This is a genomic window from Ensifer adhaerens (assembly GCF_002007205.1).
Classification (GTDB): domain Bacteria; phylum Pseudomonadota; class Alphaproteobacteria; order Rhizobiales; family Rhizobiaceae; genus Ensifer; species Ensifer adhaerens_D.
Genome location: NZ_LAZS01000006.1, coordinates 855,853 through 879,800, shown reverse-complemented (window position 1 = coordinate 879,800; position 23,948 = coordinate 855,853). Strand labels below are relative to the sequence as shown.

The window sequence follows — 23,948 nt, the reverse complement described above, 5'->3', positions numbered from 1 at the left end:
TGTGCTGGCCTTCGGCGAAGGGTGCGGTAAAAGAGGCTATGGCCTCTTTCTTCGACAGCGATTCTCCGAGCAACCTCACCGAATACTCGGTGTCCGAGCTTTCGGGCTCGATCAAGCGAACGGTCGAGCAGGCCTTCGACCAGGTGCGTGTGCGCGGCGAGATCTCCGGCTATCGCGGACCGCATTCGTCGGGCCATGCCTATTTCGCGCTCAAGGACGACCGGGCGCGCATCGACGCGGTGATCTGGAAGGGCACTTTCTCGCGCCTGCGTTTCCGCCCGGAAGAGGGCATGGAGGTCATCGCAACCGGCAAGGTCACGACCTTTCCCGGTTCTTCGAAGTACCAGATCGTCATCGAAACGATGGAGCCTGCCGGCGCCGGTGCGCTGATGGCGCTGCTCGAAGAGCGCAAGCGCAAGCTCGCCGCCGAGGGGCTGTTCGACGCCAATCGTAAGAGACCGCTGCCCTATATGCCTAAGGTGATCGGCGTCGTGACCTCGCCGACCGGCGCCGTCATCCGCGACATCCTGCACCGCATCGCCGATCGCTTTCCCGTTCATGTCGTCGTCTGGCCGGTCAGGGTGCAGGGCGATGGCTCGGGCGACGAGGTGGCGGCGGCCATCCGCGGCTTCAACGCGATCGAGCCGGGTGGGCCGATTGCGCGGCCGGATGTGCTGATCGTCGCGCGTGGCGGCGGCAGCCTCGAAGACCTCTGGGGCTTCAACGACGAGGCCGTCGTTCGCGCCGCGGCCGCCTCGGATATCCCGCTGATTTCGGCCGTCGGCCATGAGACCGACTGGACATTGATCGATTACGCCGCCGACCAGCGGGCGCCAACGCCGACGGGGGCTGCCGAAATGGCGGTGCCGGTCCGGTCCGATCTTGAGGCAGGAGTTTCCGGTCTCTCCGCACGCCTCAAGTCGGCAATGGGGCGCCAGATGGACAATCGCCGCCAGGCGGTGCGTTCGCTGGCGCGGGCGCTGCCCTCGCTCGATCAGTTGCTCGCCTTGCCACGACGTCGTTTCGACGAGGCAGCCCTCGGTCTCGGGCGCGGCCTCACGATGAACACCGCCAACAAGCGCCGCCAGTTCGAGCGGGTCTCTGCCGAACTGCGCGCCGATCTTCTGAAGGGCAAGCTTTCCGAGCGCCGTCAGCGCCTGGCCGATGCCATGAACAAGGCCGAGCGCATCGTCGAACGGCAGGTGCACCGCGGCGAGGCGCGGATCTCGGCGGCGGATGCCGCGCTGCGCGCGCTGCCGTCGCGCCTCCTCGGCCAGATCCATCGCGCATCCGATCGTGTCGCAGGGCTTGCCGCCCGGTCCGACGCCGCGGTACGCGCCGACGTTCGCCGCCTGCGCAGTGTCATCGTCGCCCAGGACCGCATCCTGCAGTCGCTCTCCTACCGCAACGTCCTGCAGCGCGGTTTTGCGCTGGTCCGGGATGGCGAGGGCGGCCCGGTGCGCCAGGCTGCGGCGATTGCCCCGGGCATGGCGCTGAGCCTGGAATTTGCCGACGGTCGCGTGTCAGCCATTGCCGGGGAAGGCGAGAGCGAGCCTATTTCCTCGTCGACGGCGCCGCGCAAGAAACAGACGAAGCCCGCAGAGCCCTCGGGCAACCCGCCGAAGCAGGGCAGCCTGTTCTAGGCCGCCGCACGACAACCGAATCCGGTAAAGAGTCTCAGTGGCCCACCTGGGCGATAGGGAGAAACATGCGTATCCTGCTCGTGCTTGCTCACCCGCTCGAAGACAGTTTTGCCGCCAGTGTGGCGCGTGAAGCGCGCGCGGCTTTGGAGGCGAATGGCCATTCGGTCGACTTGCTCGATCTCTATCGCGAAGACTTCGATCCGCGTCTCACCGTCGCCGAGCGCGGCAGCTACTTCAGCGACGCCTATGATCGGTCGGGCGCGGCAGATTGGATCGGCCGGCTGCAGGCGGCCGAAGGGCTCGTGCTCGTCTTCCCGCAATGGTGGTTCAATTTTCCGGCGATCCTGAAAGGTTTCTTCGACCGCGTCTTTGCGCCGGGCGTCGCCTTCGACAACGACCCGGCCGGCGGTCGCATCATCCCGCGGCTTCACAACATCAGGCTCTTCTGGGCGCTGACGACGACCGGCTCGCCCTGGTGGGTGGTGCATCTCTATATGGGCAATCCGGTGAAGCGGCTGCTGAAGCGCGGCATCGCTGCCTTCTGCGCCAAGGGGCTGAACTTCCGCATGCTCGCGCTGCACGATATGGACCGGGCGACCGACGCCAAGCGCAAGGCGCATTTGGAGCGTGTCCGCCGGCTTGCCTCCAGTCTGTGATCGCGGCTATTCGAACGCGGCGAGATATTTGCGCAGCAGTGCGTTGAGCACCAGGCGCTCCTCGGGCGAGAGCTCGGAAACGACCCGATGCTGGTTCGCCACATGCGCGGTCGCCGCTTCGTCGACGCGGCGCAGGCCTTCTTCCGTGAGCGCGATGATCACGCTGCGTCGGTCCTCGGGATTGGCGATCCGTTCGACGAGCCCCGCCTTCTCCAGCTGATCGATGCGATTGGTCATGGTGCCGGAGCTGACCATGGTCGTATCCAGCAATTCGCTGGGCGACAGCCGATAGGGTGGCCCCGACCGGCGAAGCGTTGCCAGCACGTCGAAACTCGAGGCGTTGAGGCCACGTTCGGAAAAGCTCTTGTCGATCTCCCGGGCGATATGTGCCGAGAGCCTCGAGAGACGGCCGAGCAGACCCATGGCCGACACGTCGAGATCCGGCCGCTCCCGGTTCCACTGGGCCAATATCCTGTCGACGCGATCCATCAGGTCCCTCCATTGTTTTTCTCAGCATAGAGTATCTTGACGTAGAGATAAACCATGGTAAGTTTGATTTATCTTGATGTAGAGATTCTTGAGGTGGAGATATGAGTTCGAACCGCAGCATCGACCTTGCCCTGACCGCGCTAGCACCGGCCATCTGGGGCAGCACCTATCTCGTCACCACGCAGTTTCTGCCGGCCGGTTATCCCTTGACGGTCGCCCTGTTGCGCGCGCTGCCGGCGGGGCTGCTCCTGCTGCTCATCGTCCGGCGCCTGCCGGAAGGCATCTGGTGGCCGCGGACCTTCGTGCTCGGCGCGCTCAACTTCTCCTTCTTCTGGGCGATGCTGTTCGTCTCGGCTTACAGGCTGCCGGGCGGCGTTGCCGCAACCGTCGGCGCCGTCCAGCCGCTGATCGTCATTCTGTTGTCGCGTGTCTTCCTCGGTTCGCCGATCCGCCTGCTCAGTGTCGTTGCCGGCCTCGCGGGTATTTTCGGTGTCGCCCTGCTGGTGTTGACGCCCGGCGCCAAGCTCGATCCGCTCGGGGTGTTCGCCGGTCTCTCGGGCGCCGTCTCCATGGCCTTCGGCACGGTGCTGAGCCGCCACTGGGCGCCGCCGGTGCCGCCGCTCACCTTCACCGCCTGGCAATTGGCAGCCGGCGGCCTGCTGCTCGTGCCGGTGGCGCTGTTCTTCGAGCCGTCGCTGCCGCCGCTGACCACGGCCAACATCCTCGGACTTGCCTATCTCGGCCTGATCGGCGCCGCCTTCACCTATCTGCTCTGGTTCCGCGGCCTCTCGCGCCTCGAACCGTCGGCCGTCTCGCCGCTCGGTTTCCTGAGCCCTGTGGTCGCCATCCTGCTCGGCTGGGGCGTGCTCGGCGAGCAGCTGACGCCGGTCCAGGCGCTCGGCATCCTCGTGGTCTTCGCCAGCGTCTGGCTCAGCCAGCGGGCGCAGTTCACCCCCAAGGTGCGACCGGCCCGCGCCTGAAAGCAGGGCTTGCAACCACTGGGCATGCGCTTCACATTGCCGGGACCTCAACTCTCAAGAAGCGCGTGCCGCAATGACCGAGCACCTGACGCCGGCGCATTATTCCGATCTCCTCCGTTTCGCCAGACGGCAAACCCGCCGTGCCGCCGAAGCGGAGGATTTGCTGCATGAGGCGCTGATCGTGGCGCTCAAGGCAGGGCGTTTTCCGGCCGTTGGCGATCGCGCCTGGTTCTGCGGCGTCGTCCGCAAGCTCGCGGCCATGCATGCGCGAACGGCGGCTCGACGCTTCCGGCGCGAGCAGCAGCTAGACTTGCCGGAAGCCGAGGAGGATGTGCGCTCCGATGCTCCGATGGCTTTTGCGGCGACGCTGGCGCCCAGCCTCCGGATCGTGATGCTGCTCGCGATCACCGGTCACAACCGTCCCGAGATCCGTCATCTCCTCGGCATTTCCGACGAGGCACTGCGCCAGCGCATCCTGATGCTGCGCCGTGCCTGGCGTGACGCCGGCCACGCCGAGCCCATCCGCGAACTGACCGGGCTGCGTTACCCCTTGGATAGCGGACGTATCCGCCAGTCTCTGCTGCCGGTGACGCGCAAGGGCCGCGCCGCGTTCTCCAGCCACGATCCGGACGGTCATCTCTTCGCGATCAATTTTTCTGCGCGCGCGCCTCACGAAACATCAACCGGCGGCAACAAGCCGGGGTAACAAACAGAAAGGGAGCAACCAATGCTGTCGAAACCACGTATCGGGGCCATCTGCTACTACATATCGGATCTCGACCGGACGGAGGCCTTCTATCGCGACGTGCTGGGACTTGAAGTGCAGCGCATGGATGACGACGACGCCGGGGCCTGGCTGATGGCGAAGATAGAAGACGAAGTCGAGTTGATCTTCTTCGTCGTGGATAGCAAGCCCGGCAATTCACCCATCATCGTGTTCGATCTCCCCGAAGGCGGCATTGACGATGTGGTCGCCGGCCTCGCTGAAAAGGGAACCACCATCGTCACGCCGGTGAGCCACGCGCCGGGTGGCTGGTCGGCGGAATTCGCTGATCCGGATGGCCACGTGCTGTCGCTCTACCAGTCGGCGGAAAGGCCGCGCCTGAAGCGGGCCGTCAACGGCTGACGGGCCATCTCCTCCAAAGAAAAGGCCGCCGCATCTGTTGCGGCGGCCACAAGTCTTTCAGGTCGGACGAGACCGGGGAGCGCCGTGATCAGGCCCACTCGCCCTTTCGCATGACCGGAACGCGGCTGCCGTCGGCGCGCACGCCGTCGATGTCGACCTCACCCGAGCCGATCATCCAGTCGATGTGGATCAGGCTCGAATTGCCGCCCTGGGCGCGGATCTGTTCCGGCGTCAGCTTGGTGTCGTCGACGAAGCAGCCGGAATAGCACTGGCCGAGCGCGATATGGCACGAGGCATTTTCGTCGAACAGCGTGTTGTAGAACAGGATGCCGCTTGCCGAGATCGGCGAGGAATGCGGCACCAGCGCCACTTCGCCGAGCCGGCGTGCGCCTTCGTCGGTGTCGAGCACCTTGTTCAATACCTCCTCGCCGCGCGAAGCCTTCGCCTCGACGATCCGGCCGCCTTCGAAGCGCACCTGGATGTTGTCGATCAGCGTGCCCTGGTGCGACAGCGGCTTGGTCGAGGAGACGTGGCCTTCGACGCGCAGTGCGTGCGGCGTCGTGAAGACTTCCTCGGTCGGGATGTTCGGGTTGCAGGTGACGCCGTTCTTGGCTTCCGACGCGCCGCCGCACCACAGGTGACCGTCGGCAAGCCCCACGGTCAGGTCGGTGCCGGGGCCGGTAAAGTGCAGCGCCGCGAAACGTTCGCCGTTCAGCCAGGCCGAGCGCCGCGCGAGGTTGGTGTTGTGCTCTTTCCAGGCGGCGACCGGGTCGGCGACATCGACGCGCGAGGCGGCGAAGATGGCGTTGGCGAGCTTCTCGACGGCAACCGCTTCCGGATCATTCGGGAAAACGAGCTTCGCCCAGCTGGGGTTCGGGTAGGAGACAATGTTCCAGTTGATGTCGAAGTTCGAGATCTTTTCGAGCGCCGGCTTGTAGGCGATCGAGTTCGCCTTGTTGGCGCGCGCGACCTTGGCCGGGTCCTGAGCCGAGAGCATCATCGGATTGTCGCCGGAGACCGCAAGTCGCGCAGCGCCGCCGGCAAAGGCGTCGGCCATGCCCTTGAACAGCCAGTCGCTCGCCCGGTCGAAGCTTTCATCCGGCGCGTAGGCATAACGCGAAAGCGTCGTGTCCTCGTCCGAATAGAGCGTAGTCACCAGGCCGGCGCCGGCCTTGTAGGCGTGTTTGGTGATGAGCCGAACGAGCGGCATCGCCGCCACCGGGGCCGTCATCACCAGGTCCTGGCCGCGCTGAAGCTGCAGGCCGACCTGGATCGCGACTTCCGCGAGCTTGTCGAGTTTCACCGGGTCGATCGGATCTGGCGTATTGGCGGGATAGGTCATGATCTGCCTGTCTTTTTTAATCGGAAGAAGAAGACTTAGAGCGCTTTGCGGCGAAAATGAAGGCTGAGCGCCAGCGGTTCGTTTCAATCAGCGCGCGCTAAGGGCAGAATGCACCCGCTCGACATTGCTTTGGTGAACGGCCTCATAGGGCGCGAAATAGAGGATCGCGCCGGAGGCGATCTCATCGGCAGCGAATTCCTTGAGCGTGTCGATGGGGGCGCCGGTCGCGATCGCATGCGTCAGCCGCTCGATGTAGCGCCTGTTGGCATCGATCAGCTCCGGTCCGTAACCGCCTGCGGCGATCCGGTCGCGGTCGCCATGGCTCGGCAGGATCCTTTCGACCGGCCATTGCCGCAGGCGCTTCAGTTCCGCGATGTGCGTTGCCGTCTGATCGGCCTCGCTGATATAGGTGACGGTGTCTTCAAGCGTGTCGCCCGCAAGCAGCACCTTCTCCTCGGGCAGCCAGATCACGTTGCCGTCCGCACTGTGAATGGCGAAGTGATGCAGTTCTACCCGGCGCTTTCCGACGGTCAGTGCAAGCGTCGCCTCGAACACTCGGTTGGGCATGACAAGAGGCTGGATCGGCGGGGACGCCGCTTCGATCTTTTCGCGGTTTTCTTCAAGTCTCTCCGCCGTCAGCTTCAGCGCGATGATCTCGCAATCGGCAAAGACCGCGTTTCCGGCCACATGGTCCTTGTGCCAATGGCTGAGCACGACGCCGATCGCGGTGACGCCGAGGCCTTCGAGGTGCGTGCGGATCGCCCGGGCGTGGTCGAGCGAGATATGTGTATCGTAGACCAGCGCCTCGTGGCCATCGACGATGGCGTAGGAGGCGACGCCGAGTTCGTAGGCGCCGTCATCGAGCCAGTTCGGCGCCTCCGAATGCAGCCGCACTCCGGCGACACGCCCGTCATAATAGGCGTAGACGCCGGGGTAGGGCTCAAGAATCGTCAGGGTCGAGGTCATGTCCGTCACAGGGCGCTCCTCCGGCATGGATTGCGCCCTGTCATAGAGCAGGTGCGCGCCAAACTGAAGGACGGCATGACCCCGCGCCCGTCGGTTTACGCCTGCCGGGCACGCAGCAGATAGGCGTCGTGCTCCCTGAGGAAAACCATCAGCCGCTCGCCATAGTCCGGCGTCACGGCCGCTTTGACGCTTGGCCGAGCGGCGAGCGCCGTGCGCCAGGCACCGACACGATCGAGCCCGACGAAGATGCCGTGATCGGCGAGCGTATCGAAGAGGTCGAAATAGCGGAAGATCGGCGCAAAGACCGCATCCACGAGCGAAAACCTTGCGCCGGCGAAGTAGGGACCGTCGCCGAGCGCCGCCTCGATGGTCGCAAATTTCGCGGCGAGCGTCGTGCGTTTCTGTTCATAGGTTTCCTGGTCCCGGGCGGTCTCGAAACCCCAGAGATCCGAAAGGGTCGACGAGCCGAACTCCATCCAGCCGCGATGGCGGGCACGCTCCAATGCGTCCTCAGGATGAAGCTTCGGGCCGGCCTGGCTCTCCTCGACATACTCGGCGATAACCGAACTCTCGAACAGCACGGTCTCGCCGCCTTGCTGCGGCACCTGCAGCAGCGGCACCTTGCCGAGCGGCGAGATCTTCAGGAACCAGTCGGGCTTGGCCTTGAGGTCGATATAGGTCCGCTCGAAACGGACGCCTTTTTCGTCGAGCGCGATCGAGGCGCGCTGCACATAGGGGCAGAGATGGTGGCTGACGAGGGTAAGCATGGCAATCTCCCGATTGAAGCAAGATAGATGCATATGCATGTATGTGGGCTTGCTTCGACTTTCAAGATGGATGTAATTGCATCTATGGCTGACAGGACGAAAAACGACGCAATGCGGCCCGGACCGGAAACGACCGAAGCCTGGATCGGGCTGATGCGGGCGCGGGAACGCGTGCTTGCGCGGATCGAAACGGACTTCAAGGCAGCCAGTCTGCCGCCGCTTGGCTGGTACGACGTGTTGTGGGAATTGGTTCAGGCGGAAGGGGGCCGGCTGCGGCCTTTCGAGATCGGGGCGCGCACCTTGCTGGCGCAGTACAACCTCTCCCGGCTGATCGACCGCCTGGCGAAGGAGGGCCTGGTTCGCCGAGAGTCTTTCGACGCCGACGGCCGAGGTCAATGGGTGGTGATCACCGAGGCTGGCCGGGCGATGCGCGCGCGCATGTGGCTGACCTATGGCCCATCGATCGAAGCCCATGTCGGCGCCCGACTGAGCGAGGCGGAGGCGCGGCAACTGACGGCGCTGCTGGCGAAGCTTTAGAGCGTTTCAGTCGCCGAACAGCGTCGCCGTGGACGTTGGGTCGCGACTTCCACGCACGTTTGCCCCTCACCCTAACCCTCTCCCCGCAGGCGGGGAGAGGGGACGTGCCCCTCGCAGTGTTGTCGAAACGCAGGCGCCGTCACAGAACGAGCCGCCATCACGGTAAACAGAGGTGGCCGTTGTCGAGGCGATCAGTCGCCACGAGTTCCCTTCTCCCCGCTCGCGGGGAGAAGGTCGCGGCAGCGGGATGAGGGGCAGTTCAGCGGAGTGTCGACCTCAGCAAGATGCGCCTAGCTGCTGAGCCCGAACGACTTCTCGAGGGCTTCCCAGGTCTCGTCCATGGCGAAGGTACCGGAGAGATAGGGAATGGCGACATGGCCGTAGAGCGGCGAAAGCTGCCACTCCGCCGTTTCCTCGTCGACGCCGGCGATCTGCTGCAGGTAGATCGTCGAGACGAGCCCGGTGCGGTCGGCCCCGGCCTTGCAGTGGATCAAAAGCGGCTTCGGTGCGTCCCTGAGGATCGCCATCAGCGCATCGGTTTCCTTGCGGTCGATCTCCGCCGAGGCGGACATGGGGAAGTTGATGAGCCGGATACCGTTGCGCTCGGCAGCGGCGACCTCGTCGCGATACCAGCGCTCGCCCGGCTTCTCGCCGCGCAGGTTGAGAATGGTGCGGATGCCGTAGGCCTTGGAATAGCCGGCGATCGCTTCCGGCGTCGGTTGAGCGGAGCGGTAGACTTCACCGGCCACGAGCGTGTGGAAATTGCCGGTCCACTGCAGGCCCACGAGATAGAGAACCAGGGCCGAAACGAGCGCGACGCCGCCGGCGGCGAGGCGTTTCATTAGACGCTTCGCGGTGAGAAATCCTGCAGATGCCATGAGACAGATCCGACGCGTTCGTGCGCGGGTGTGCCTGCGATTGCTGCACAGTTTTTGCCCCGGCTATTCGGCACGTATTAGGCATCTGTGATGTTTTGATGGCGGCTGTTTCAGGCGATCAGCGGTGCCGCGTTTGCTTTCAGCGCTGCCTGAGCGTCGCGCGGTGCAAGCCGCACCTGCAGCCCGCGCTGTCCGCCGTTGATATAGACCTGCGCTTCCGCAAGCGCCGCCTCCTCGATCGCCGTCGGAACCAGCTTCTTCTGGCCGAACGGGCTGATGCCGCCGACATGGTAGCCGGTCAGTCGCTCGGCATCGGCCGGCTTCATCATCGCGGCCGACTTGCCGCCGAAGGCGGCGGCCAGTTTCTTCATGCTCACTTCGCGGTCGGAGGGCACGATGCAGCAGACCGGCTTGCCGTCGACCTCAGCCATCAGCGTCTTCAGCACCCGGCATGGATCCTCGCCAAGCGCTTCTGCCGCCTGGAGGCCGACCCGTTCGGCGTTGGGATCGTAGTCATAGCTGTGCACGCTGAAGACGACACCGGCCTTCGAAAGCATCTGCGTGGCGCGCGTTGTCTTCGACATCGTTGGGCTCCGGATCCGGCGCTACAGCGCTGCCTCGTAGAGATCCGGCTTGAAGCCGATCAGCAGGTTGCCACCGGATTCGAGCACCGGGCGCTTGATCATCGAGGGCTGGGCGAGCATCAGCGCAATCGCCTTCTGTTCGTCGAGATCCTGCCTGTCGGCCTCGTCCAGCTTGCGGAAGGTCGTGCCGGCGCGGTTCAGCACCGTTTCCCATCCGGCCTCCTTGCACCAGCGCTCGAGATGCGGGCGGTCGATGCCCTCGGCCTTGTAGTCGTGGAAGCGATAGGCGATGCCGCGGCCGTCGAGCCAGGTTCGCGCCTTTTTCATCGTGTCGCAGTTCTTGATGCCGTAAATCGTAACCGTCATTGCCATGCTCCAACGTCGTCATCGCTCAGTCCGGAAAGCCGACCGGAATCACACGATTTCAAAGAGTGACGGGAGTGATAGCCGCCCGATGCGCGGGAGGGAAGAGCGCTCGTTTGTCAGGTCACGCCGGCGTAGCGGCCGGGCTTGTGGTTGATCGCCAGCGTCATGTTGACGACCGCCGCCCCGATCACCGAAAGCACCAGGTTCGATGGCGGCAGTACGAAGAAGGCGGCAGCGAGAATGGCGAGATCGACCGCAAGCTGGAAGTAACCGGCACGGATGCCGAACCTTTCCTGGAGATAGATCGCGACGATGTTGATGCCGCCAAGCCCGGTGCGATGGCGAAAGAGGATCAACAGGCCCATGCCCATCAGGCCACCGCCGACGACAGCCGCATAGATCGGGTCGAGCCGGGCGATCTCCACCCAGCCGGCCGTCAGCCGCGAGAACAGCGACACCAGGCTGACGGCGATGAAGGTTCGCAGCGCAAACATCCAGCCGAGCCTTCTGACCGCCAGCACGTAGAAGGGCAGGTTGACGAGAGAGAAGACCAGCCAGAACTCTGCGCCGGTCGCATACTGCAGAAGCAGCGCCAGGCCGGACGTGCTGCCCGTGAGCAGCATCGCCTTGCTGTAGATGATGATGCCGAGCGACATGATCAGCGTGCCCGTCAAAATCGCCAGCGCGTCCTCATAGAGGCGATGGCGTTCGGTCGGGGTTTCTGTCGCGTCGATGCTGCGCTCGGCCATCATGGTCCTCAGAGGTTCTTGAAGTTGGCGATGACGCCGTCGACTTCCGCCGTCTTCAGGCCGGCAATGTTGATGCGGCCGGAACCGGGCATGTAGACGCCGTGCTCGTTTCGAAGCCGCATGACGTCGGCCTCGGCGAGCGGTAGCAGCGAGAACATGCCTTCCTGTGAGGCGACGGCGCCCAGCGCCTGCCAGCGGTCGCGCAGGCCCTCGGCGAGTGCCCGGCGAATGTTGGTGATGCGCAGCCGCATGGTTTCGAGCTCTTCCATCCAGTCACGCTTGAGCTCGGCGTCGGAAAGGATCATCCGCACGATCGCCGCGCCATGATCCGGCGGCATCGAGTAGCTGGTGCGGGCAAGGCCGGCGAGGTTGGAGCGGACCGTATCGGCCGAAGAGGACGAGGTCGTCACCGCGAAGATCGCGCCGGCGCGCTCGCGATAAAGACCGAAGGACTTGGAGCAGGAGACGGCAACCAGCGCTTCCGGCACGACGCCGATCAGGTGGCGGAGCCCGGCGACATCCTCGTCGAGGCCGCGGCCGAAGCCCTGATAGGCAAGATCGACGAGCGGCAGCAGGCCGCGCTCGGCGATGACGGCGGCAAGCTCCATCCACTGCGCTTGCGTGATGACGCCGCCGGTCGGGTTGTGGCAGCTCGCATGCAGGAGCACGGCGTCGCCGGTGGAGGCACCCTGGAGCGCCGTCATCATAGTGTCGAAGAGCACGGTCTGGGTCGGCACGTCGAAGAACGGGTAGCCGGCGGGCTCAAGTCCGGCCGTCTTGAAGATGCTCGCATGGTTCGGCCAGCTCGGCAGCCCGATCCAGATGCGCTTGCCGCCCATCTGGTGGATGAGATCGGCGGCGAGCCGAAGGGCACCGGAACCGCCCGGCGTCTGCACGCCGGCAACATGACTGCGATCGACGGCATCGCCGCCAACCAGCGTCCAGAGATGGTCGATGAAGACGAGGTCGCCTTCGGGGCCGACATAGGCCTTGCTGTCCTGGGTTTCGAGCAGACGCTTCTCCGCTGCCTTCACGGCGCGGAAGATCGGCGTGTGGCCGGTTTCGTCGCGGTAGACGCCGACGCCGAGATCGACCTTTCCGGGGCGCTCGTCCTTGCGGTAAAGCCCGATCAGGGCCAGCAGCGGATCGTCGGGTTGTCGGGTCAGAGCGTCGAACATGCCGGAAATTCCCCCTTGAGTGGCAGCGATGCGAAGTTGGCCGAGAAGCCTGCCGGCCGCCGTTCCTCCGGCTGCCCTGCGGCTTCCTTCTTAAGTCAGCAAAGGCGCAAAATCGATGGGATTTTTGCCACGGAGACAATAACGACAGCGTGCTATTTGCGCAAAATTCTGCAATTCATTTGCTGATTTGCGCGTGGGAGCTGGACGATGGTTGAAAAGATGGCGATGGAACTGGACCAGATCGACCGGCGGATCATCCGTTTGCTGGTGGAAGATGCGTCCTTGAGCAACAATGCGCTTGCGGCGAGAGTCGGTCTGTCGCCGGCGCCGCTGTCGCGCCGCCTTGCCCGGCTCTATGCGGCCGGTGTCATCCGCCAGACGGTGGTCGTCGATCCGAAGGCAGCCGGCATAGGCTTCCAGGCCTTTGTCGAGGTGACGCTGGAGCGGACCGCCAGCAAGGTCGGCCAGCGCTTCATCGAGCTGGTCTCGCGCATGCCGGAGGTGGTGGAATGCCACACGGTCGCCGGCGACTTCGACTTCCTCTTGAAGATCGCCGTGCGCGACGTCGCGGATTACAAGCGCTTGCTCTGGAGCGAGTTCGAGCAGATCGCCGAAATCAAGACGCTGCGCTCGACGATCCTGCTCGACAGCCCGAAAATGATGGGCGCCACGGCGGGATGAGTGCGCATTGGACAAAAATGCGGACGGAAGCCGTTGGCGTTCCGCCCGCCTTGGTACTCAGGCCTCGAGCAGCCCGGGCTTGCGCACGGCGCTCGATGGCGCGGCGCAGGCGATCTTCATCAGGTCCGAGCGGCGGCGCGCAAGGCGCGTCGAGACGCGGGTGACGATCAGCCCATCCTGCGGCGCGCGCACCTCGAGGGCGCCCCCCATCTGGCCGGGTCGCGTGAGGATCGTTGCGAGCAGGTCGCCGGCTTTCACGCTTTCGCCGATATCGCGGTGGAACAGGATGGCGCCGGCTTCCGGCGCCCGGATCATCTCGATGTTGTCGAGCGGCGCGACGATGCCGGAAAACGGCGCGATTGCCTCTTCGTCGCCGGCAACGACGCCGCGGGCGATGAGGAAGCGGAAGACGCCGTCTGCATCCTTTCGGGCAAGTTCCGGATAGACATCGCGCGTGCCGCGAAGCTCGACCGTCACTGAAAGCCGCCCGGGCAGCCGTGTCTTCTTCTGGCCGGTCTCGTACTTCCAGGCATAGGCAACCGCCTCTTCGAAGGCGGAGCTTTCGCCGTCCGATAGGAAGACCGCTTCCATGTCGAGTGCCGATGCAAGGTCGCCCGCCTCCGGCCAGAAGGCCTCGTCGATATAGGCGTATTGCAGCGCCTCGTCGTCGCAATGAAGGTCGAGCATCAGGTCGGCGCCGAGCGCCATATGCAGCAACTGCCGCTTCAGCCGGTCTGTCGCCGAGTAACGGTCGAGGTCGTCGATGAGGCCGTCGCGATCGGCAAGGGAGATCAGCGGGAAATCGCGGTTGAAGTTGGTGCGCGAGCCCAAGTCGAAACGACCCTGCAGCTCGCCGAAATGCGACTGCGCGGTGCCGATCGGGTTTGCCTGCGGCACGACGGTGATGTCGCCGAGGATGGCACCGTCCTTCTCCGCCTGCTGCAGCCGTTGCAACAGGAAATGCGCGAGCGCCGTGCCCGGCAGCTCATTGGCGTGCAACGCCGCCTGGACATAGGTCTTGGGTGCTGCCGCCGTCCTGCCCTTGAAGCGGAAGACCGGCAGGCGCCATTCGATGCCGGACGTATCGCCGGCGATGATGATTTCGGAAATGTCCATGGGCTCCTCCCGTATCGTTTGTTGGTGGCGCTTATCGGCATTCCCAAAGCGCTCCGCAAGTCGCTAAGAACTGGGGTGCGGTTTCGGGTTGGACGTCGCTTTGGCTTTGACATCGGATGTGCGGCTGTTGTTCCATGAAACCGCCAGCGTACCCGGGAGATGGAAAATGATCCTGATCGGCCAATATGACTCACCGTTCGTCCGCCGTGTGGGCATCGCGCTCAGCCTTTACGCCATCCCGTTCGAACACCGTCCCTGGTCCTCCTTCGGCAATGCCGACGAGCTTCGGGCCTATAATCCGTTGACGCGGGTGCCCACGCTCGTGCTGGACGACGGGACGGCGCTGACCGACAGCCACATCATCCTCGATTATCTCGACAGTCTCGTTTCCGACGATCAGGTCCTGTTCCCGCGAACCGAGCCGATGCGGCATCGGGCGCTCAGGATCGCCACGCTTGCGACCGGGCTCGGTGACAAGGCCGTCAGCCTTTTCTACGAGAAACGGCTGCATGGACAGGTCTCCGACCTCTGGGTCGGTCGGTGCCGTCGGCAGATCGCGGAAACGCTCGGCGTGCTCGAGGCGAGCCGCGCGGAAAGCAATGGCGAATTCTGGTTCGGCGGGCGTATCGGCCACGCCGATATCGCCGTTGCGGCCGTACTGCGATTCCTGAACGACGTGCACTCTGATCTCGTGACGATCGCAGACTATCCGCGCCTCAAGGCGCATGCGGAGAAGCTTGAAGCGCTTCCGGTTTTCCAGGCGATCAGCCAGCCCTTTATCCCGCCGGCGTGAGTTGCCATAAGGACTTCAGCTGGAGGGGTCGGCACCTCGGCAAGGCGTGATTGGCTGTCTGCTTCTTCAGATCAAGCGTCCATGCTTGCATTTACATAACAAGTTATATATCAAGTTATGCAAATGGAGATCTGATGCATGGAAGACGTGGTTCGGCAGCTCGGTTACCTCTGCCTCGGCAGTCGCCTGAAGCGGATCGCGGAGCGCTTGCAAGCGGATGTCACTCGGTTCGGCGAGGGCGTCGGCTTCGACGTTCCGGCCGGACAATACCCCGTGCTCGCCGCCCTGGATCGCCATGGCGCGCTGTCTGTCGGCGACCTGGTTCAGGCGCTTGGCGTCAGTCAGCCCGGCGTTACGCGCAGCCTGACGCTCCTCGCCGAAAAGGGACTGATTGAGATCGAGCGGAATGAGCGCGATCGCAGGCAGAAAGCGGTGGTGCTCAGCAGCGAAGGCCGAAACATCGTCGAACGGTCGAAGCGCGACGTTTGGCGGCATGTGGAGACAGCCGTCACCGGCCTTTGCGCGGGGCTCTCGGGTTCGCTTCTCGACCAGCTTGACGCCATCGAGGCGGGGCTTGACGAGATGTCGCTCGACCGGCGGGCGCTCGAAAAAAGGGAGTGCCAATGTGGCTGACCATCCGCTCGACCGGCCGGACTGGCACGCGCTCCAGTCACGCCAGGCGCAATTCTCCCTCGGCGGCAGCCTTGCGAAGCGCTACGTTGCCGATGTTTCGATCTTTGCGGCTGCGCGCAACGACCGGCCGGAATCGCATGCGGCGTTTCGCGAGCTCATTCCCGCTGACGGGACCGTCATCCATCTGCGGACGGGTGAAGGCCCGTTGCCGGCCGGAACCCAAGCCGAAGTGAGTGCGCAGGCCGTGCAGATGGTCGCGACCGAAATTCGCGCCGGCGCAGGAGCCGCGCCCATCGAGTCGCTCGGCGAGGCGGATGCGCCGGAAATGCTGGCGCTCGCCACGCTGACCAGGCCGGGGCCGTTCTTCGAAAACACTCACAGGCTCGGCTCCTTCTGGGGCATCCGGCAGCATGGACGCCTCGTTGCCATGGCCGGCGAAAGGATGAAGCTCGACGGCTTTACCGAGGTGAGCGGCGTCTGCACCCATCCCGATTTTCGCGGTCGCGGTTATGCCGCGGTTCTTTCCCGTATGGTTTCCGACGCAATCCTCAGGCGCGGCGAAACGCCGTTTCTTCATGCCTATGCGGCAAACACGGTGGCGATCGACCTCTACAGGTCCTTGGGCTTTGCGGTTCGCGCGCCCTTCGTGGTTACCGTCCTCTCGCGCTCAAACGACGATCGGAGCGGAGAGGGGGCGCACTGAACCGCTCAGCGAAGCGGCCAGCGGGCGGCGATCCTTGCGGTACCCGCTCCCTTCTGCGCATGGATCAGCACGAGTTCGCGCGCGGTCCAGGCGATAGCGTCGGCGATCTCGATTGCCGGTGCCGGCCGGTCGGCCCGATACAGCGTCATGTGCGGGATGGCCTTGATCGCGCGGTCGGTCATTTGCCCGAGCTGCTGCACCAAAGCGCCAAATCCCGGCGATGCCTCGCGTGACAGAAGCGCCCTTGGCCAGTTCGCGCCGTTGCCGTTGCTTTTCAGTTGATCGAGCCGGATCTCGAAGGGCGGCAATGCCACCCGCGCGCCACGCTTCATTGCATCTGCCATGGCAATGTCGGGCAAGCCGCGGCCTTCCCAGCGCTTGTCGACGGAGACATGCAGCCGGTCCGGCCGATAGATGAACCCGTGGGAGTCCTGATCCGCGAAATCCCTTTCGGCGATCGCAATTGCCCGCGTGGCGGCTCGCGCGTCCGGACGCAGTGCGAAGTAGAGGAGGTCGATTGCCGGCGCCCCGCCGGAAGCGCCGAGATCGAAGGCGAATTGGCTCGACGACATGCAATCCTCCTCCGCCCGGCCGCGCGCCACGATGGGGGCGCTCAACCGGAGATGGGGATGCCAGGCGACGATGCCAAGGACGTCAGGCGGGCAGGCGAGAATTCGTGCCTTGGCGGAAGCTCCGCGTCGCTATTCCGTCGGCATCCGGTCGAATGTCTGCAAGGCCGGATCGAGGCGGTCCCAGGCATGGCCGCGCACCGCGTAGGTCACTGCCTGGGGGCTGTAGCGGCTGGGGTCGTCGAGGCTTGCCGCACGAACGCTGAAGAACTCCGGCATGGCCGAGAAGGTCATGTAGACCGGCGAGCCGCAGGTCGGGCAGAAGCCGCGCGTCTTCACGTGGCCGCTGTCGGCGACCATGTCCCAATGGGTGGCCTTACCTTCGAGCTTCACGCCCTCGCGGCGGAACGTCATGTGCGATCCATGCCCCGTTCCGCTCTCGTGCTGGCAATCACGGCACTGGCAGTCGTTGGAAAAGACCGGCTCTCCTGCGATCTCGTAGCGGATCGCACCGCAGGCGCATCCGCCGATATATGACTTGCTCATACATTCGCTCCTGTTTCGGGCACGGCAAAGCCTGGCGTCGCAAGCGCGGCGCCGACGAGTTTCTTTGCCTGTTTCGGGGGGGCGTTACCGGATCGCCGAGGCGATCCGGCCTGCGCCTCAATGCTGTTCGTCGGAGAGGGTGCCAAGCCGCGACAGGACCTTCGGCCAGCCATTGCTCATATTCGCATAGGCGCTGTCGTTCTTTGGTGTGACAAAGCCGGAATGCACAAGCCGAAGGCGGGTGCCGTTGTCGACCTTCGTCAGTGTCCAGGTGACGACCGTATCGAGACGGGAGCCGTAGCCGGCATTGTCTTCATGGCCGCCCTTCCAGGAATAGACGAAGCGCTCGTGCGGGCGCACCTCCAGCACCTGGCAATGGATGGTCCCATCCCACGCGCCGGCGGGCGTCGTCTGGAAGGTGAAACGGGTGCCTTCGACCGCCTGGAAGCCGGTCGGCGGCATGATCCACTGGTCCATCAACTCGCCGTTGGTCAGCGTTTTCCAGATCGTTTCGGGCGTATGCGGAAACACCTCGTCGACGACGATGTCCTGGGTCTCGAGTTTCAGGGCGGCTGCGTCGGTCATGGATCGATCTCCTTGAGAAGGGTGCGCAGGTTGGCAAAGCGGTCGCGCCAGAAGGTGCCGTAATGGCTCATCCAGTCGGCGAGCGGCGCCAGGCCCTCGGGCTCGGCGCGGTAATAGACGTTGCGGCCCTCCGGACGCTCGGCGACCAGGCCCGCCTGTTTCAGCGATTTCAGGTGCTGCGAGATCGCGCCCTGGGTCACGCCGCTACCGCGCGTCAGTTCGACGACGGTGATTTCGTCGGCATTGGCGATACGCTCGAACACGGCGCGCCTTGTCGGATCGGCAAGGGCGCGCATGACGGCGGTGACGGGGGCGGTTTCAATCATCATGGCTAAATCATTAGCCTGTACTGATTGATTAGTCAATACTATTGTTTTGACGCTGATAAAACGAAAAGACACGCTTGAAACGTGCCCTTTCTCGCCGGATCGATCGCGGTCGAAGGGTGCCTCAATGCGGGCTCGCCGTCGGGCGCACGACGATCTCGCTGACGTCGACATCGTCTGGCTGTCCGATGGCGTAGGCGATCGAGGCGGCGATGGCGTCCGGGCTGATGCAGATGGCCCGCCATTCGTTCATCGCCTCTCGGGCGGTCGCATCGCTGATCGTATCGGCGAGTTCGGAGGTCGTCGTTCCGGGCGAGATGACGGTAACGCGGATGCGGTCGGTCTCCTGCCTGAGGCCGTCCGAGATCGCCCGGACGGCAAATTTGGTCGCGCAATAGACTGCGGCCGTTGGCGACACCGAATGGCCGCCGATCGAAGAGATGTTGATGATCTGCCCGGACCCTTGATTGCTCATGATCGGCAGGGCGGCTGCGATGCCGTAGAGAACGCCCTTGATGTTCACATCGACCATGCGGTCCCACTCATCGACCTTGAGCGCCGCCAGTGGCGACAGCGGCATCACGCCCGCATTGTTGACGATGACATCGAGGCGGCCGAATTCGGTCTGCGTGAAACGGGCAAAGGCGGAAACGCTCTCCCGGCTCGTCACGTCCAGCGTGCGAAAGCGGACCTCGCCGCCGGCGGCGGCGATTTCGCCGGCGATGCGTTCCAGCCGGTCGGACCGGCGTGCGCCGATCACGACCTTGGCTCCGGCAGCCGCCAGCAGCTTCGCAGTGGCTTCGCCGATGCCGCTGCTTGCGCCGGTCACGGCCACGACTTTTCCGTGAACATTTTCCATGGATATGCCCCTTTCGAATGGTTCGTTTCTGTTTGAGTTCGGCTCGGGCGTTGGGCCTTAGCGCCGGTGAGACAGAAGATAGAAAGGGCGATCCGTTCGATCGAGGTGCCGATCGAGCATGGGGCGGTCAGAAATTCTAACCAAAGATCTGGCGGAGCAATACGCAGTTGGCGTCCACCAGGATCCTCCGGATTGGCTTCGAGACAAGCGAAAGGGCGAAGCGTCGCGCTTCGCCCCTTTGCGTTCGTTGTCGGTTGATGTCGCTTATTCGCTCGCCTGCGCTGCCTGCTCGATCAGCTTGGCGACCGCGTCCGGCTTCGAGACGTAGACGGCGTGGCTGCCGGATGTTTCGACCACGGTGGAGCCGGCGCGTTTTGCCATCTGGCGCTGGGCGGCCGGCGGGATCATGTGGTCGTCGGTCGCAACCAGATAGAAGCTCGGCTTTTCCTTCCAGGCCGGGGCGGTGACGGCGCCGGCTGCCGCTTCGACGCCCCACGGGACCTGGGAGTCGGCCATGAAGGCGGCAATCTCGGGGTCGACGTCGGCCGCGAAGGCGGCGGCGAACTTCGCCTTGTCGAGCGCCAGGAAGCCGTCGACCGGCGGCAGGATCGGTGGAACGGCCGCGCCTGCCGGCGGGTTGGCGATGAGCGAGGAAACGGACTCGCCCTTATCCGGCGCGAAGGCGGCGATATAGACGACGGATTTCACCTTCGCGTCGGTGCCGGCTTCCGAAACGACCACGCCGCCATAGGAGTGGCCGACGAGTACGACTGGGCCGTCCTGGGCGGCGATCGCGCGCTTGGTAGCCGCAACGTCGCCGGCAAGCGTCAAGGTCGGGTTCTGCACGATGGTGACGTTGTAACCGTCTTTCTTCAGGATGTTGTAGACGCCCTGCCAACCGGAACCGTCGGCAAAGGCACCGTGAACGAGCACGACATTCTTGGTGGCAGGGGCGGCCTGGGCCGGCGTCAGCGCGCTTGCGGAGAGGGCGAAAGCGGCGGCGGCGATGAGGGACTTGAGCATTTCGGGTCTCCTTCGGTAAGTTGTTTTCGCGAAAATCATTATCGCGATAATCATCGTATACGCCGGCTCGGTTTTCTTGTAAAGATACTTATTATCGCGATATTGATTTTCGCGGCAGGAACCTGCGAACACGCTGCAAGGAGGCCGAAATGCCCGACGAACCGACGACGCTGCCGCTCGACAGCCAGCTCTGTTTTTCGATCTACTCCACGTCGATCGCCATCAACCGGGTGTACAAGCCGATGCTCGACGCGCTCGGCGTGACCTACACGCAGTACCTCGTCCTAAGCACGCTCTGGGAAAAGGATGGGCTGACGATCTCGGCGATCGCCGACAGGCTGAGCCTGGAGTCGAGCACCATCACACCGGCGGTCAAACGGCTGGAGGCGGCCGGTTTCCTCGGCCGGCATCGCAGCGTCACCGACGAGCGGCAGGTGGAAGTCCACCTCACCGCGAAAGGACGCGATCTGCATGTGAAGACCGGCTGCCTGACCGACGCGCTCCTGGAAAACTCCGGCTTTACCGTGCCGGAGATGATCGACCTCAACGAACGGGTCCGGAAATTGCGTGATGGCATGCGCGACGCGGCGAAGTAGCAGCGGCGCGCATGCGCCATGTAGGGCGAAGGCCTTGGCGGCCGCCTACCGCGCGCCTATCGCCGCCGGCCGATCGGGATGATCTCGGGCGCGGACGCTTCGAACGGTCTGCCATCCCAGCCACCAAGCCAGGTTTCGACGACCAGCCCCGCTTCGTTGATCATTGCGACGAGGTCGCGATAAGGCGGGAAGGCGATTTTCGAACGGGCCTCGTAAAGGCGCCCGTCCGATGTAGCCCGGTAGAAGGTTCCATATTCCACGACACCGGTCTCCGGGTCATGGCTGACGTCGTTCCAGGCGAGAAGCTGCCCGAGGGCCGGATGAACGATATCCCGCTCGGATTCCTCCGGCGTCCATTCCCGCCATTCCTCGACCACCGGGTTGCGACTGTCGAAGATGAAACGCCCTTCGGGTGAAAGATGCGCGGCGATGGTCCTCAGTGCGGCGAGCTGATCTTGCCTGGTCAGGAAGACCTGAAAGGCATGACCGCTCAGAAGCACCATGTCGAAGGTCTCGCCAAGCCGGATCGTCCGCCCGTCGCCTTCGACCCAGCGCACCCGGTCGCCGCCTGGCCTTTGCCTTGCGACATCGAGCATGGCCGCTGCCGGATCGATGCCGACGACCCGCTTGCCCGTCTCCGCAAGCGCAGTCGTGAGCATGCCGGTGCCGCACCCGAGATCGAGGATCGAGTTGCGGCCTTCGGCCATGGTCATCAGATATTGCGAATCGGCGGTCCAGCCGTTCTCGATGTCGTAGAACGCCACAAGATCTGGATCGTTATAGAGCTTGTCCGACGGCATTGACATGGTGGTTGCTCCCGCCCAATTGTGGGCCATGGAAATTATCCAATTTCGTCAATAGCTTATAGCGCATCAAAACAAAAGCGCAGTGAAGCAGTCTCCGTCGTGACACGCTCGCTCATCGCGGTCGCAAGCGTGAGATCCAGGTCGCGAGCAGAATGGCCACGGCCGCAATGCCCGTGGCGACGTAACCGATACTCTCCAATCCCCACCGCGGAATCACCAGGCCACCGATGATTGCGCCGAAGCCTGTACCGGCATTGGCTGCGGACACGTTCAAGGTTCCGGCCAGAGCTTGGGCGTGCGACGCGGACTTCATCACCCGCACCTGGCAGATGGGAAAGAGCGCGGTATAGGCGATGCCCCACACCGAAAGCGCCATTCCCAGCAAGACGAAGGAACCCGCCAGCGGCACGCTCGCCGCCATGCCGACGCCCAGCAGCAGCGAGAACGCGGCGGTGGCAGTGAGCGGGCTGCGGTCCACAAAACGTCCGCCCAACCAGTTGCCAATGAGGCCAACGGCACCGAAACCCATGAGCCACCAACCCACATGCGCCGGCGCCACGCCAGCGACGCGTTCCAGAGTGTCGGCCAGGTAGGTGTAAGCGGTGAACATGGCGGTGAACACCACCACAGATAAAACGACGTTGCCGGCGAAATACGGGTCTTTAAGGATGCGAGCCTGTTCCGCCAGGCGCAGCCGTCTGGGCAGCGCCACGGTCGGCATGAAGACCGCCAGAGCCAAGGCCATCACCAGAGAAAGACCTGCCAGGATCCAGAAGGTGCCGCGCCAGCCCACCGCGTCAGATGCCAGCGTGCCCAGCGGAATGCCGAAGAGCAGGGCGGCGGAGATGCCGAGATACACCTGCGAAACAGCACGACCGGCACGCTGGGGCCCCACGATCTGGCCGGCCGTCTCACTCGCCGTGCCCCAGAACACCGGCAGCACCAGCGCCGGAATGAAGCGGGCGACCGCAAGTACCCAGACGTTAGGCGCGATCGCGGCGAGCGCATTGGAGGCGGCAAAGATCAGAAGAATGGCGATGAACAGGCGCTTGCGTTCGAGGTGCGACAGCATCGCCGTCAGCAAAGGGCCGAACAGCATGACCGTGAAGGCGAAAAGGGTGACGAGCTGACCGGCGGCCGAAATCGAAATCTCGAGATCACGGGCCAGTGCCGGCAGCAGCCCGACGATCAGGTATTCGGTGGTAACGATGACGAAGGCCGCCACCGCAAGGATGGCAATGGAGAGGCTGTCGCGGCTGGCAGGAGCCGCGTCGCCTGGTGCTGCAAGGGATGACATCAGAAGTTCCTGTGCGAATTCGATGTCCCCAATCTATTCAAGAATTTTGTTCTTATCTCGGATATGTTTTCCTTGGATTGATGAATTGAGATCCGCAATAGACGAGGAAAACATGATTTCAGCGGAGCGCCTCAAGGGTATCGAGACCTTTGTGGCAACGGCTGCCGCAGGCAGTTTCACAGCGGCGGCGGAACGACTGCACCTGACCAGTTCCGCAGTCAGCAAGAGCGTGGCGCGCCTCGAGGATCGGCTGGGCACCCGGTTGTTCGAGCGCACGACCCGCCGCCTTGCCCTGACGGATGCGGGCGTGGCGTTCTACAGCACCTGCGTGCGTGTCCTGGCCGATCTGGAAGAAGCCGAGGCCGTGCTCGCCGCGCAGCGCAGCGAGCCGGTGGGGCGCCTGAGGCTCGATGTGCCGACGACGTTTGGCCGTCTGCGCGTCTGGCCGCTAATGCTGCGGTTCGCGCAGCAGCACCGGCAATTGCGTCCGCACGTCACCTTCACCGACCGCTTTGTCGACCTGCTGGATGAGGGCGTCGACGTGGCGGTGCGCATCGGCGGCCCGGATCACTGGCCCGCCTCCGTGGGGCATCGCTACCTCGGCCGCGAACGCCTGATCTTCTGCGCCGCGCCTGACTACCTGGCCAAGCGGAGCACGCCTCTATCGTCGGCCGAACTCGCCCGGCACGATGCCGTGCTCTATGGCAAGGCCGATGGCACGACCAGCCCCTGGCTGATTGCGCATGCCCCCGGGGCGGTCGAGCAGCGGACGATGGAGGGCCGCATGACCGTTGGCAATGCCGAGGCTCTGGTCGCCGCGGCCAAGGCCGGATGCGGCATCGCGCAACTGGCGACATGGCTAGTCGGCGACGAGATCGCGCGTGGCGAGCTCGTGCCAATTCTGCCGGAACTGACGACGGATGGTCTGTCGCTCAATCTGATCTGGCCCGTCGGGCGGCAATTGCTGCCCAAGGTGGACGCCATGCTGGAACTGCTGGCGGAGTTGGAGATCGCCTAAAGCATGGCGCGCAAAAGTGCTAAGCGGTTTTGCGGTAACGACATGCGAAAAACCAAAAACCGGAAGCGCACGCCGCGATCTTCAGATGCGCTTTTCGCGCGTTGATTTCCTGGCTCCAGGTGCATGGCCTCCGCCT

General features: G+C 64.2%; 30 protein-coding genes. 12 read left to right on the top strand and 18 right to left on the bottom strand.

The window, feature by feature from the left end; all coding sequences use genetic code 11:
- Positions 1-38 precede the first annotated feature (38 nt).
- Positions 39-1,643 (top strand): exodeoxyribonuclease VII large subunit, encoded by a 1,605-nt coding sequence (gene xseA / locus XB14_RS16905; protein WP_077962723.1) that lies wholly within the window; start codon positions 39-41, stop codon positions 1,641-1,643.
- Positions 1,644-1,708: 65 nt separating this feature from the next.
- Positions 1,709-2,299 carry an NAD(P)H-dependent oxidoreductase gene (locus tag XB14_RS16900; protein ID WP_077962722.1) on the top strand — a complete coding sequence of 197 codons (591 nt, stop codon included), beginning with the start codon at positions 1,709-1,711 and terminating at the stop codon, positions 2,297-2,299.
- A gap of 6 nt (positions 2,300-2,305) precedes the next feature.
- On the opposite strand, the gene XB14_RS16895 is transcribed toward XB14_RS16900, so the two are convergent.
- Positions 2,306-2,788, bottom strand: coding sequence for a MarR family winged helix-turn-helix transcriptional regulator (locus tag XB14_RS16895; protein WP_077962721.1), 483 nt, complete (start codon positions 2,786-2,788; stop codon positions 2,306-2,308).
- A gap of 101 nt (positions 2,789-2,889) precedes the next feature.
- On the opposite strand from XB14_RS16895, the gene XB14_RS16890 reads away from it, so the two are divergent.
- From XB14_RS16890 to XB14_RS16880, 3 genes are all read left to right on the top strand, one after another.
- Positions 2,890-3,768, top strand: a complete 879-nt coding sequence (locus XB14_RS16890) for an EamA family transporter (protein WP_077962720.1) — start codon at positions 2,890-2,892, stop codon at positions 3,766-3,768.
- A 73-nt stretch (positions 3,769-3,841) separates the two neighbouring features.
- On the top strand, positions 3,842-4,474 hold the full coding sequence (locus XB14_RS16885; protein ID WP_234804062.1) for an RNA polymerase sigma factor: 633 nt from the start codon (positions 3,842-3,844) through the stop codon (positions 4,472-4,474).
- Between the two features lie 21 nt (positions 4,475-4,495).
- Complete coding sequence (locus tag XB14_RS16880) at positions 4,496-4,894, top strand: VOC family protein (RefSeq protein ID WP_077962719.1); 399 nt, start codon at positions 4,496-4,498, stop codon at positions 4,892-4,894.
- 88 nt (positions 4,895-4,982) lie between these two features.
- Here XB14_RS16880 and XB14_RS16875 read toward each other — a convergent pair whose 3' ends face one another.
- The 3 genes from XB14_RS16875 to XB14_RS16865 form a co-directional block, all read right to left on the bottom strand.
- The gene (locus XB14_RS16875; protein WP_077962718.1) at positions 4,983-6,236 is read right to left on the bottom strand and encodes an aminopeptidase; all 1,254 of its coding nucleotides are present in this window, start codon (positions 6,234-6,236) and stop codon (positions 4,983-4,985) included.
- Between the two features lie 87 nt (positions 6,237-6,323).
- A complete protein-coding gene (locus XB14_RS16870) occupies positions 6,324-7,202 on the bottom strand; it encodes an MBL fold metallo-hydrolase (protein WP_234804071.1) in 879 nt (292 codons plus the stop codon).
- 95 nt (positions 7,203-7,297) lie between these two features.
- On the bottom strand, positions 7,298-7,969 hold the full coding sequence (locus tag XB14_RS16865) for a glutathione S-transferase family protein (protein WP_143348410.1): 672 nt from the start codon (positions 7,967-7,969) through the stop codon (positions 7,298-7,300).
- Between the two features lie 84 nt (positions 7,970-8,053).
- Here XB14_RS16865 and XB14_RS16860 point away from each other — a divergent pair, with 84 nt between their 5' ends.
- Positions 8,054-8,506: a MarR family winged helix-turn-helix transcriptional regulator gene (locus tag XB14_RS16860; protein ID WP_234804061.1), complete on the top strand. Its 453-nt coding sequence runs from the start codon at positions 8,054-8,056 to the stop codon at positions 8,504-8,506.
- Positions 8,507-8,796: 290 nt separating this feature from the next.
- Here the strand turns inward: XB14_RS16860 and XB14_RS16855 are convergent, their stop codons facing one another.
- From XB14_RS16855 to tatA, 5 genes are all read right to left on the bottom strand, one after another.
- Entirely contained in the window at positions 8,797-9,348 is a 552-nt protein-coding gene (locus XB14_RS16855; protein WP_077962714.1) for a dual specificity protein phosphatase family protein, read from the bottom strand.
- 146 nt (positions 9,349-9,494) lie between these two features.
- Positions 9,495-9,968 (bottom strand): Cys-tRNA(Pro) deacylase, encoded by a 474-nt coding sequence (gene ybaK, locus XB14_RS16850; RefSeq protein WP_077962713.1) that lies wholly within the window; start codon positions 9,966-9,968, stop codon positions 9,495-9,497.
- A 21-nt stretch (positions 9,969-9,989) separates the two neighbouring features.
- On the bottom strand, positions 9,990-10,334 hold the full coding sequence (locus XB14_RS16845; RefSeq protein WP_077962712.1) for an ArsC family reductase: 345 nt from the start codon (positions 10,332-10,334) through the stop codon (positions 9,990-9,992).
- Between the two features lie 116 nt (positions 10,335-10,450).
- On the bottom strand, positions 10,451-11,083 hold the full coding sequence (locus XB14_RS16840) for a YitT family protein (protein WP_143348408.1): 633 nt from the start codon (positions 11,081-11,083) through the stop codon (positions 10,451-10,453).
- Positions 11,084-11,091: 8 nt separating this feature from the next.
- The gene (tatA, locus tag XB14_RS16835; protein WP_077962710.1) at positions 11,092-12,261 is read right to left on the bottom strand and encodes a tyrosine aminotransferase; all 1,170 of its coding nucleotides are present in this window, start codon (positions 12,259-12,261) and stop codon (positions 11,092-11,094) included.
- Between the two features lie 207 nt (positions 12,262-12,468).
- Here tatA and XB14_RS16830 point away from each other — a divergent pair, with 207 nt between their 5' ends.
- The gene (locus XB14_RS16830; RefSeq protein ID WP_077962709.1) at positions 12,469-12,942 is read left to right on the top strand and encodes an Lrp/AsnC family transcriptional regulator; all 474 of its coding nucleotides are present in this window, start codon (positions 12,469-12,471) and stop codon (positions 12,940-12,942) included.
- Between the two features lie 57 nt (positions 12,943-12,999).
- On the opposite strand, the gene XB14_RS16825 is transcribed toward XB14_RS16830, so the two are convergent.
- Positions 13,000-14,058, bottom strand: a complete 1,059-nt coding sequence (locus XB14_RS16825; RefSeq protein ID WP_077962708.1) for a succinylglutamate desuccinylase/aspartoacylase domain-containing protein — start codon at positions 14,056-14,058, stop codon at positions 13,000-13,002.
- A gap of 166 nt (positions 14,059-14,224) precedes the next feature.
- Here XB14_RS16825 and XB14_RS16820 point away from each other — a divergent pair, with 166 nt between their 5' ends.
- The 3 genes from XB14_RS16820 (at position 14,225) to XB14_RS16810 (ending at position 16,187) form a co-directional block, all read left to right on the top strand.
- Positions 14,225-14,851 (top strand): glutathione S-transferase family protein, encoded by a 627-nt coding sequence (locus tag XB14_RS16820; RefSeq protein WP_077962707.1) that lies wholly within the window; start codon positions 14,225-14,227, stop codon positions 14,849-14,851.
- A gap of 138 nt (positions 14,852-14,989) precedes the next feature.
- Complete coding sequence (locus tag XB14_RS16815; protein ID WP_143348407.1) at positions 14,990-15,484, top strand: MarR family winged helix-turn-helix transcriptional regulator; 495 nt, start codon at positions 14,990-14,992, stop codon at positions 15,482-15,484.
- A complete protein-coding gene (locus tag XB14_RS16810; RefSeq protein WP_143348406.1) occupies positions 15,477-16,187 on the top strand; it encodes a GNAT family N-acetyltransferase in 711 nt (236 codons plus the stop codon). Before XB14_RS16815 ends, XB14_RS16810 begins: the two co-directional genes overlap by 8 nt.
- 5 nt (positions 16,188-16,192) lie before the next feature.
- On the opposite strand, the gene XB14_RS16805 is transcribed toward XB14_RS16810, so the two are convergent.
- The 6 genes from XB14_RS16805 to XB14_RS16780 form a co-directional block, all read right to left on the bottom strand.
- A complete protein-coding gene (locus XB14_RS16805) occupies positions 16,193-16,759 on the bottom strand; it encodes a 2'-5' RNA ligase family protein (RefSeq protein WP_077962705.1) in 567 nt (188 codons plus the stop codon).
- Positions 16,760-16,888: 129 nt separating this feature from the next.
- Entirely contained in the window at positions 16,889-17,302 is a 414-nt protein-coding gene (locus XB14_RS16800) for a GFA family protein (RefSeq protein WP_077962704.1), read from the bottom strand.
- 117 nt (positions 17,303-17,419) lie between these two features.
- Positions 17,420-17,887, bottom strand: coding sequence for an SRPBCC family protein (locus tag XB14_RS16795; protein WP_077962703.1), 468 nt, complete (start codon positions 17,885-17,887; stop codon positions 17,420-17,422).
- Positions 17,884-18,213: an ArsR/SmtB family transcription factor gene (locus tag XB14_RS16790; protein WP_077962959.1), complete on the bottom strand. Its 330-nt coding sequence runs from the start codon at positions 18,211-18,213 to the stop codon at positions 17,884-17,886. The genes XB14_RS16795 and XB14_RS16790 overlap by 4 nt, the downstream gene beginning before the upstream one ends.
- Positions 18,214-18,337: 124 nt before the next feature.
- Entirely contained in the window at positions 18,338-19,072 is a 735-nt protein-coding gene (locus XB14_RS16785; RefSeq protein WP_077962702.1) for an SDR family oxidoreductase, read from the bottom strand.
- Between the two features lie 264 nt (positions 19,073-19,336).
- Positions 19,337-20,095 (bottom strand): alpha/beta hydrolase, encoded by a 759-nt coding sequence (locus XB14_RS16780; protein ID WP_077962701.1) that lies wholly within the window; start codon positions 20,093-20,095, stop codon positions 19,337-19,339.
- Between the two features lie 149 nt (positions 20,096-20,244).
- Here XB14_RS16780 and XB14_RS16775 point away from each other — a divergent pair, with 149 nt between their 5' ends.
- Positions 20,245-20,691, top strand: a complete 447-nt coding sequence (locus XB14_RS16775) for a MarR family winged helix-turn-helix transcriptional regulator (protein ID WP_077962700.1) — start codon at positions 20,245-20,247, stop codon at positions 20,689-20,691.
- A gap of 56 nt (positions 20,692-20,747) precedes the next feature.
- On the opposite strand, the gene XB14_RS16770 is transcribed toward XB14_RS16775, so the two are convergent.
- Together XB14_RS16770 and XB14_RS16765 are read right to left on the bottom strand one after the other, a co-directional pair.
- Positions 20,748-21,497 (bottom strand): class I SAM-dependent methyltransferase, encoded by a 750-nt coding sequence (locus XB14_RS16770; protein WP_327326533.1) that lies wholly within the window; start codon positions 21,495-21,497, stop codon positions 20,748-20,750.
- A 112-nt stretch (positions 21,498-21,609) separates the two neighbouring features.
- Complete coding sequence (locus XB14_RS16765; protein ID WP_077962699.1) at positions 21,610-22,794, bottom strand: MFS transporter; 1,185 nt, start codon at positions 22,792-22,794, stop codon at positions 21,610-21,612.
- A gap of 112 nt (positions 22,795-22,906) precedes the next feature.
- Between XB14_RS16765 and XB14_RS16760 the strand changes: the two genes are divergently transcribed.
- Complete coding sequence (locus XB14_RS16760) at positions 22,907-23,812, top strand: LysR family transcriptional regulator (protein ID WP_077962698.1); 906 nt, start codon at positions 22,907-22,909, stop codon at positions 23,810-23,812.
- Positions 23,813-23,948 lie beyond the last annotated feature (136 nt).

Coding starts and splice junctions, on each gene's coding strand:
- XB14_RS16885 (WP_234804062.1), top strand. CDS start 3,842: ATGACCGAGCACCTGACGCCGGCGCATTATTCCGATCTCCTCCGTTTC.
- XB14_RS16890 (WP_077962720.1), top strand. CDS start 2,890: ATGAGTTCGAACCGCAGCATCGACCTTGCCCTGACCGCGCTAGCACCG.
- ybaK (WP_077962713.1), bottom strand. CDS start 9,968: ATGTCGAAGACAACGCGCGCCACGCAGATGCTTTCGAAGGCCGGTGTC.
- XB14_RS16770 (WP_327326533.1), bottom strand. CDS start 21,497: ATGTCAATGCCGTCGGACAAGCTCTATAACGATCCAGATCTTGTGGCG.
- XB14_RS16860 (WP_234804061.1), top strand. CDS start 8,054: ATGGCTGACAGGACGAAAAACGACGCAATGCGGCCCGGACCGGAAACG.
- XB14_RS16760 (WP_077962698.1), top strand. CDS start 22,907: ATGATTTCAGCGGAGCGCCTCAAGGGTATCGAGACCTTTGTGGCAACG.
- XB14_RS16805 (WP_077962705.1), bottom strand. CDS start 16,759: ATGTCGTCGAGCCAATTCGCCTTCGATCTCGGCGCTTCCGGCGGGGCG.
- XB14_RS16875 (WP_077962718.1), bottom strand. CDS start 6,236: ATGACCTATCCCGCCAATACGCCAGATCCGATCGACCCGGTGAAACTC.
- XB14_RS16765 (WP_077962699.1), bottom strand. CDS start 22,794: ATGTCATCCCTTGCAGCACCAGGCGACGCGGCTCCTGCCAGCCGCGAC.
- XB14_RS16870 (WP_234804071.1), bottom strand. CDS start 7,202: ATGACCTCGACCCTGACGATTCTTGAGCCCTACCCCGGCGTCTACGCC.
- xseA (WP_077962723.1), top strand. CDS start 39: ATGGCCTCTTTCTTCGACAGCGATTCTCCGAGCAACCTCACCGAATAC.
- XB14_RS16785 (WP_077962702.1), bottom strand. CDS start 19,072: ATGGAAAATGTTCACGGAAAAGTCGTGGCCGTGACCGGCGCAAGCAGC.
- XB14_RS16855 (WP_077962714.1), bottom strand. CDS start 9,348: ATGAAACGCCTCGCCGCCGGCGGCGTCGCGCTCGTTTCGGCCCTGGTT.
- XB14_RS16790 (WP_077962959.1), bottom strand. CDS start 18,213: ATGATTGAAACCGCCCCCGTCACCGCCGTCATGCGCGCCCTTGCCGAT.
- XB14_RS16815 (WP_143348407.1), top strand. CDS start 14,990: ATGGAAGACGTGGTTCGGCAGCTCGGTTACCTCTGCCTCGGCAGTCGC.
- XB14_RS16775 (WP_077962700.1), top strand. CDS start 20,245: ATGCCCGACGAACCGACGACGCTGCCGCTCGACAGCCAGCTCTGTTTT.
- XB14_RS16820 (WP_077962707.1), top strand. CDS start 14,225: ATGATCCTGATCGGCCAATATGACTCACCGTTCGTCCGCCGTGTGGGC.
- XB14_RS16830 (WP_077962709.1), top strand. CDS start 12,469: ATGGTTGAAAAGATGGCGATGGAACTGGACCAGATCGACCGGCGGATC.
- XB14_RS16840 (WP_143348408.1), bottom strand. CDS start 11,083: ATGGCCGAGCGCAGCATCGACGCGACAGAAACCCCGACCGAACGCCAT.
- XB14_RS16845 (WP_077962712.1), bottom strand. CDS start 10,334: ATGACGGTTACGATTTACGGCATCAAGAACTGCGACACGATGAAAAAG.
- XB14_RS16880 (WP_077962719.1), top strand. CDS start 4,496: ATGCTGTCGAAACCACGTATCGGGGCCATCTGCTACTACATATCGGAT.
- XB14_RS16895 (WP_077962721.1), bottom strand. CDS start 2,788: ATGGATCGCGTCGACAGGATATTGGCCCAGTGGAACCGGGAGCGGCCG.
- XB14_RS16795 (WP_077962703.1), bottom strand. CDS start 17,887: ATGACCGACGCAGCCGCCCTGAAACTCGAGACCCAGGACATCGTCGTC.
- XB14_RS16825 (WP_077962708.1), bottom strand. CDS start 14,058: ATGGACATTTCCGAAATCATCATCGCCGGCGATACGTCCGGCATCGAA.
- XB14_RS16865 (WP_143348410.1), bottom strand. CDS start 7,969: ATGCTTACCCTCGTCAGCCACCATCTCTGCCCCTATGTGCAGCGCGCC.
- XB14_RS16900 (WP_077962722.1), top strand. CDS start 1,709: ATGCGTATCCTGCTCGTGCTTGCTCACCCGCTCGAAGACAGTTTTGCC.
- tatA (WP_077962710.1), bottom strand. CDS start 12,261: ATGTTCGACGCTCTGACCCGACAACCCGACGATCCGCTGCTGGCCCTG.
- XB14_RS16780 (WP_077962701.1), bottom strand. CDS start 20,095: ATGCTCAAGTCCCTCATCGCCGCCGCCGCTTTCGCCCTCTCCGCAAGC.
- XB14_RS16800 (WP_077962704.1), bottom strand. CDS start 17,302: ATGAGCAAGTCATATATCGGCGGATGCGCCTGCGGTGCGATCCGCTAC.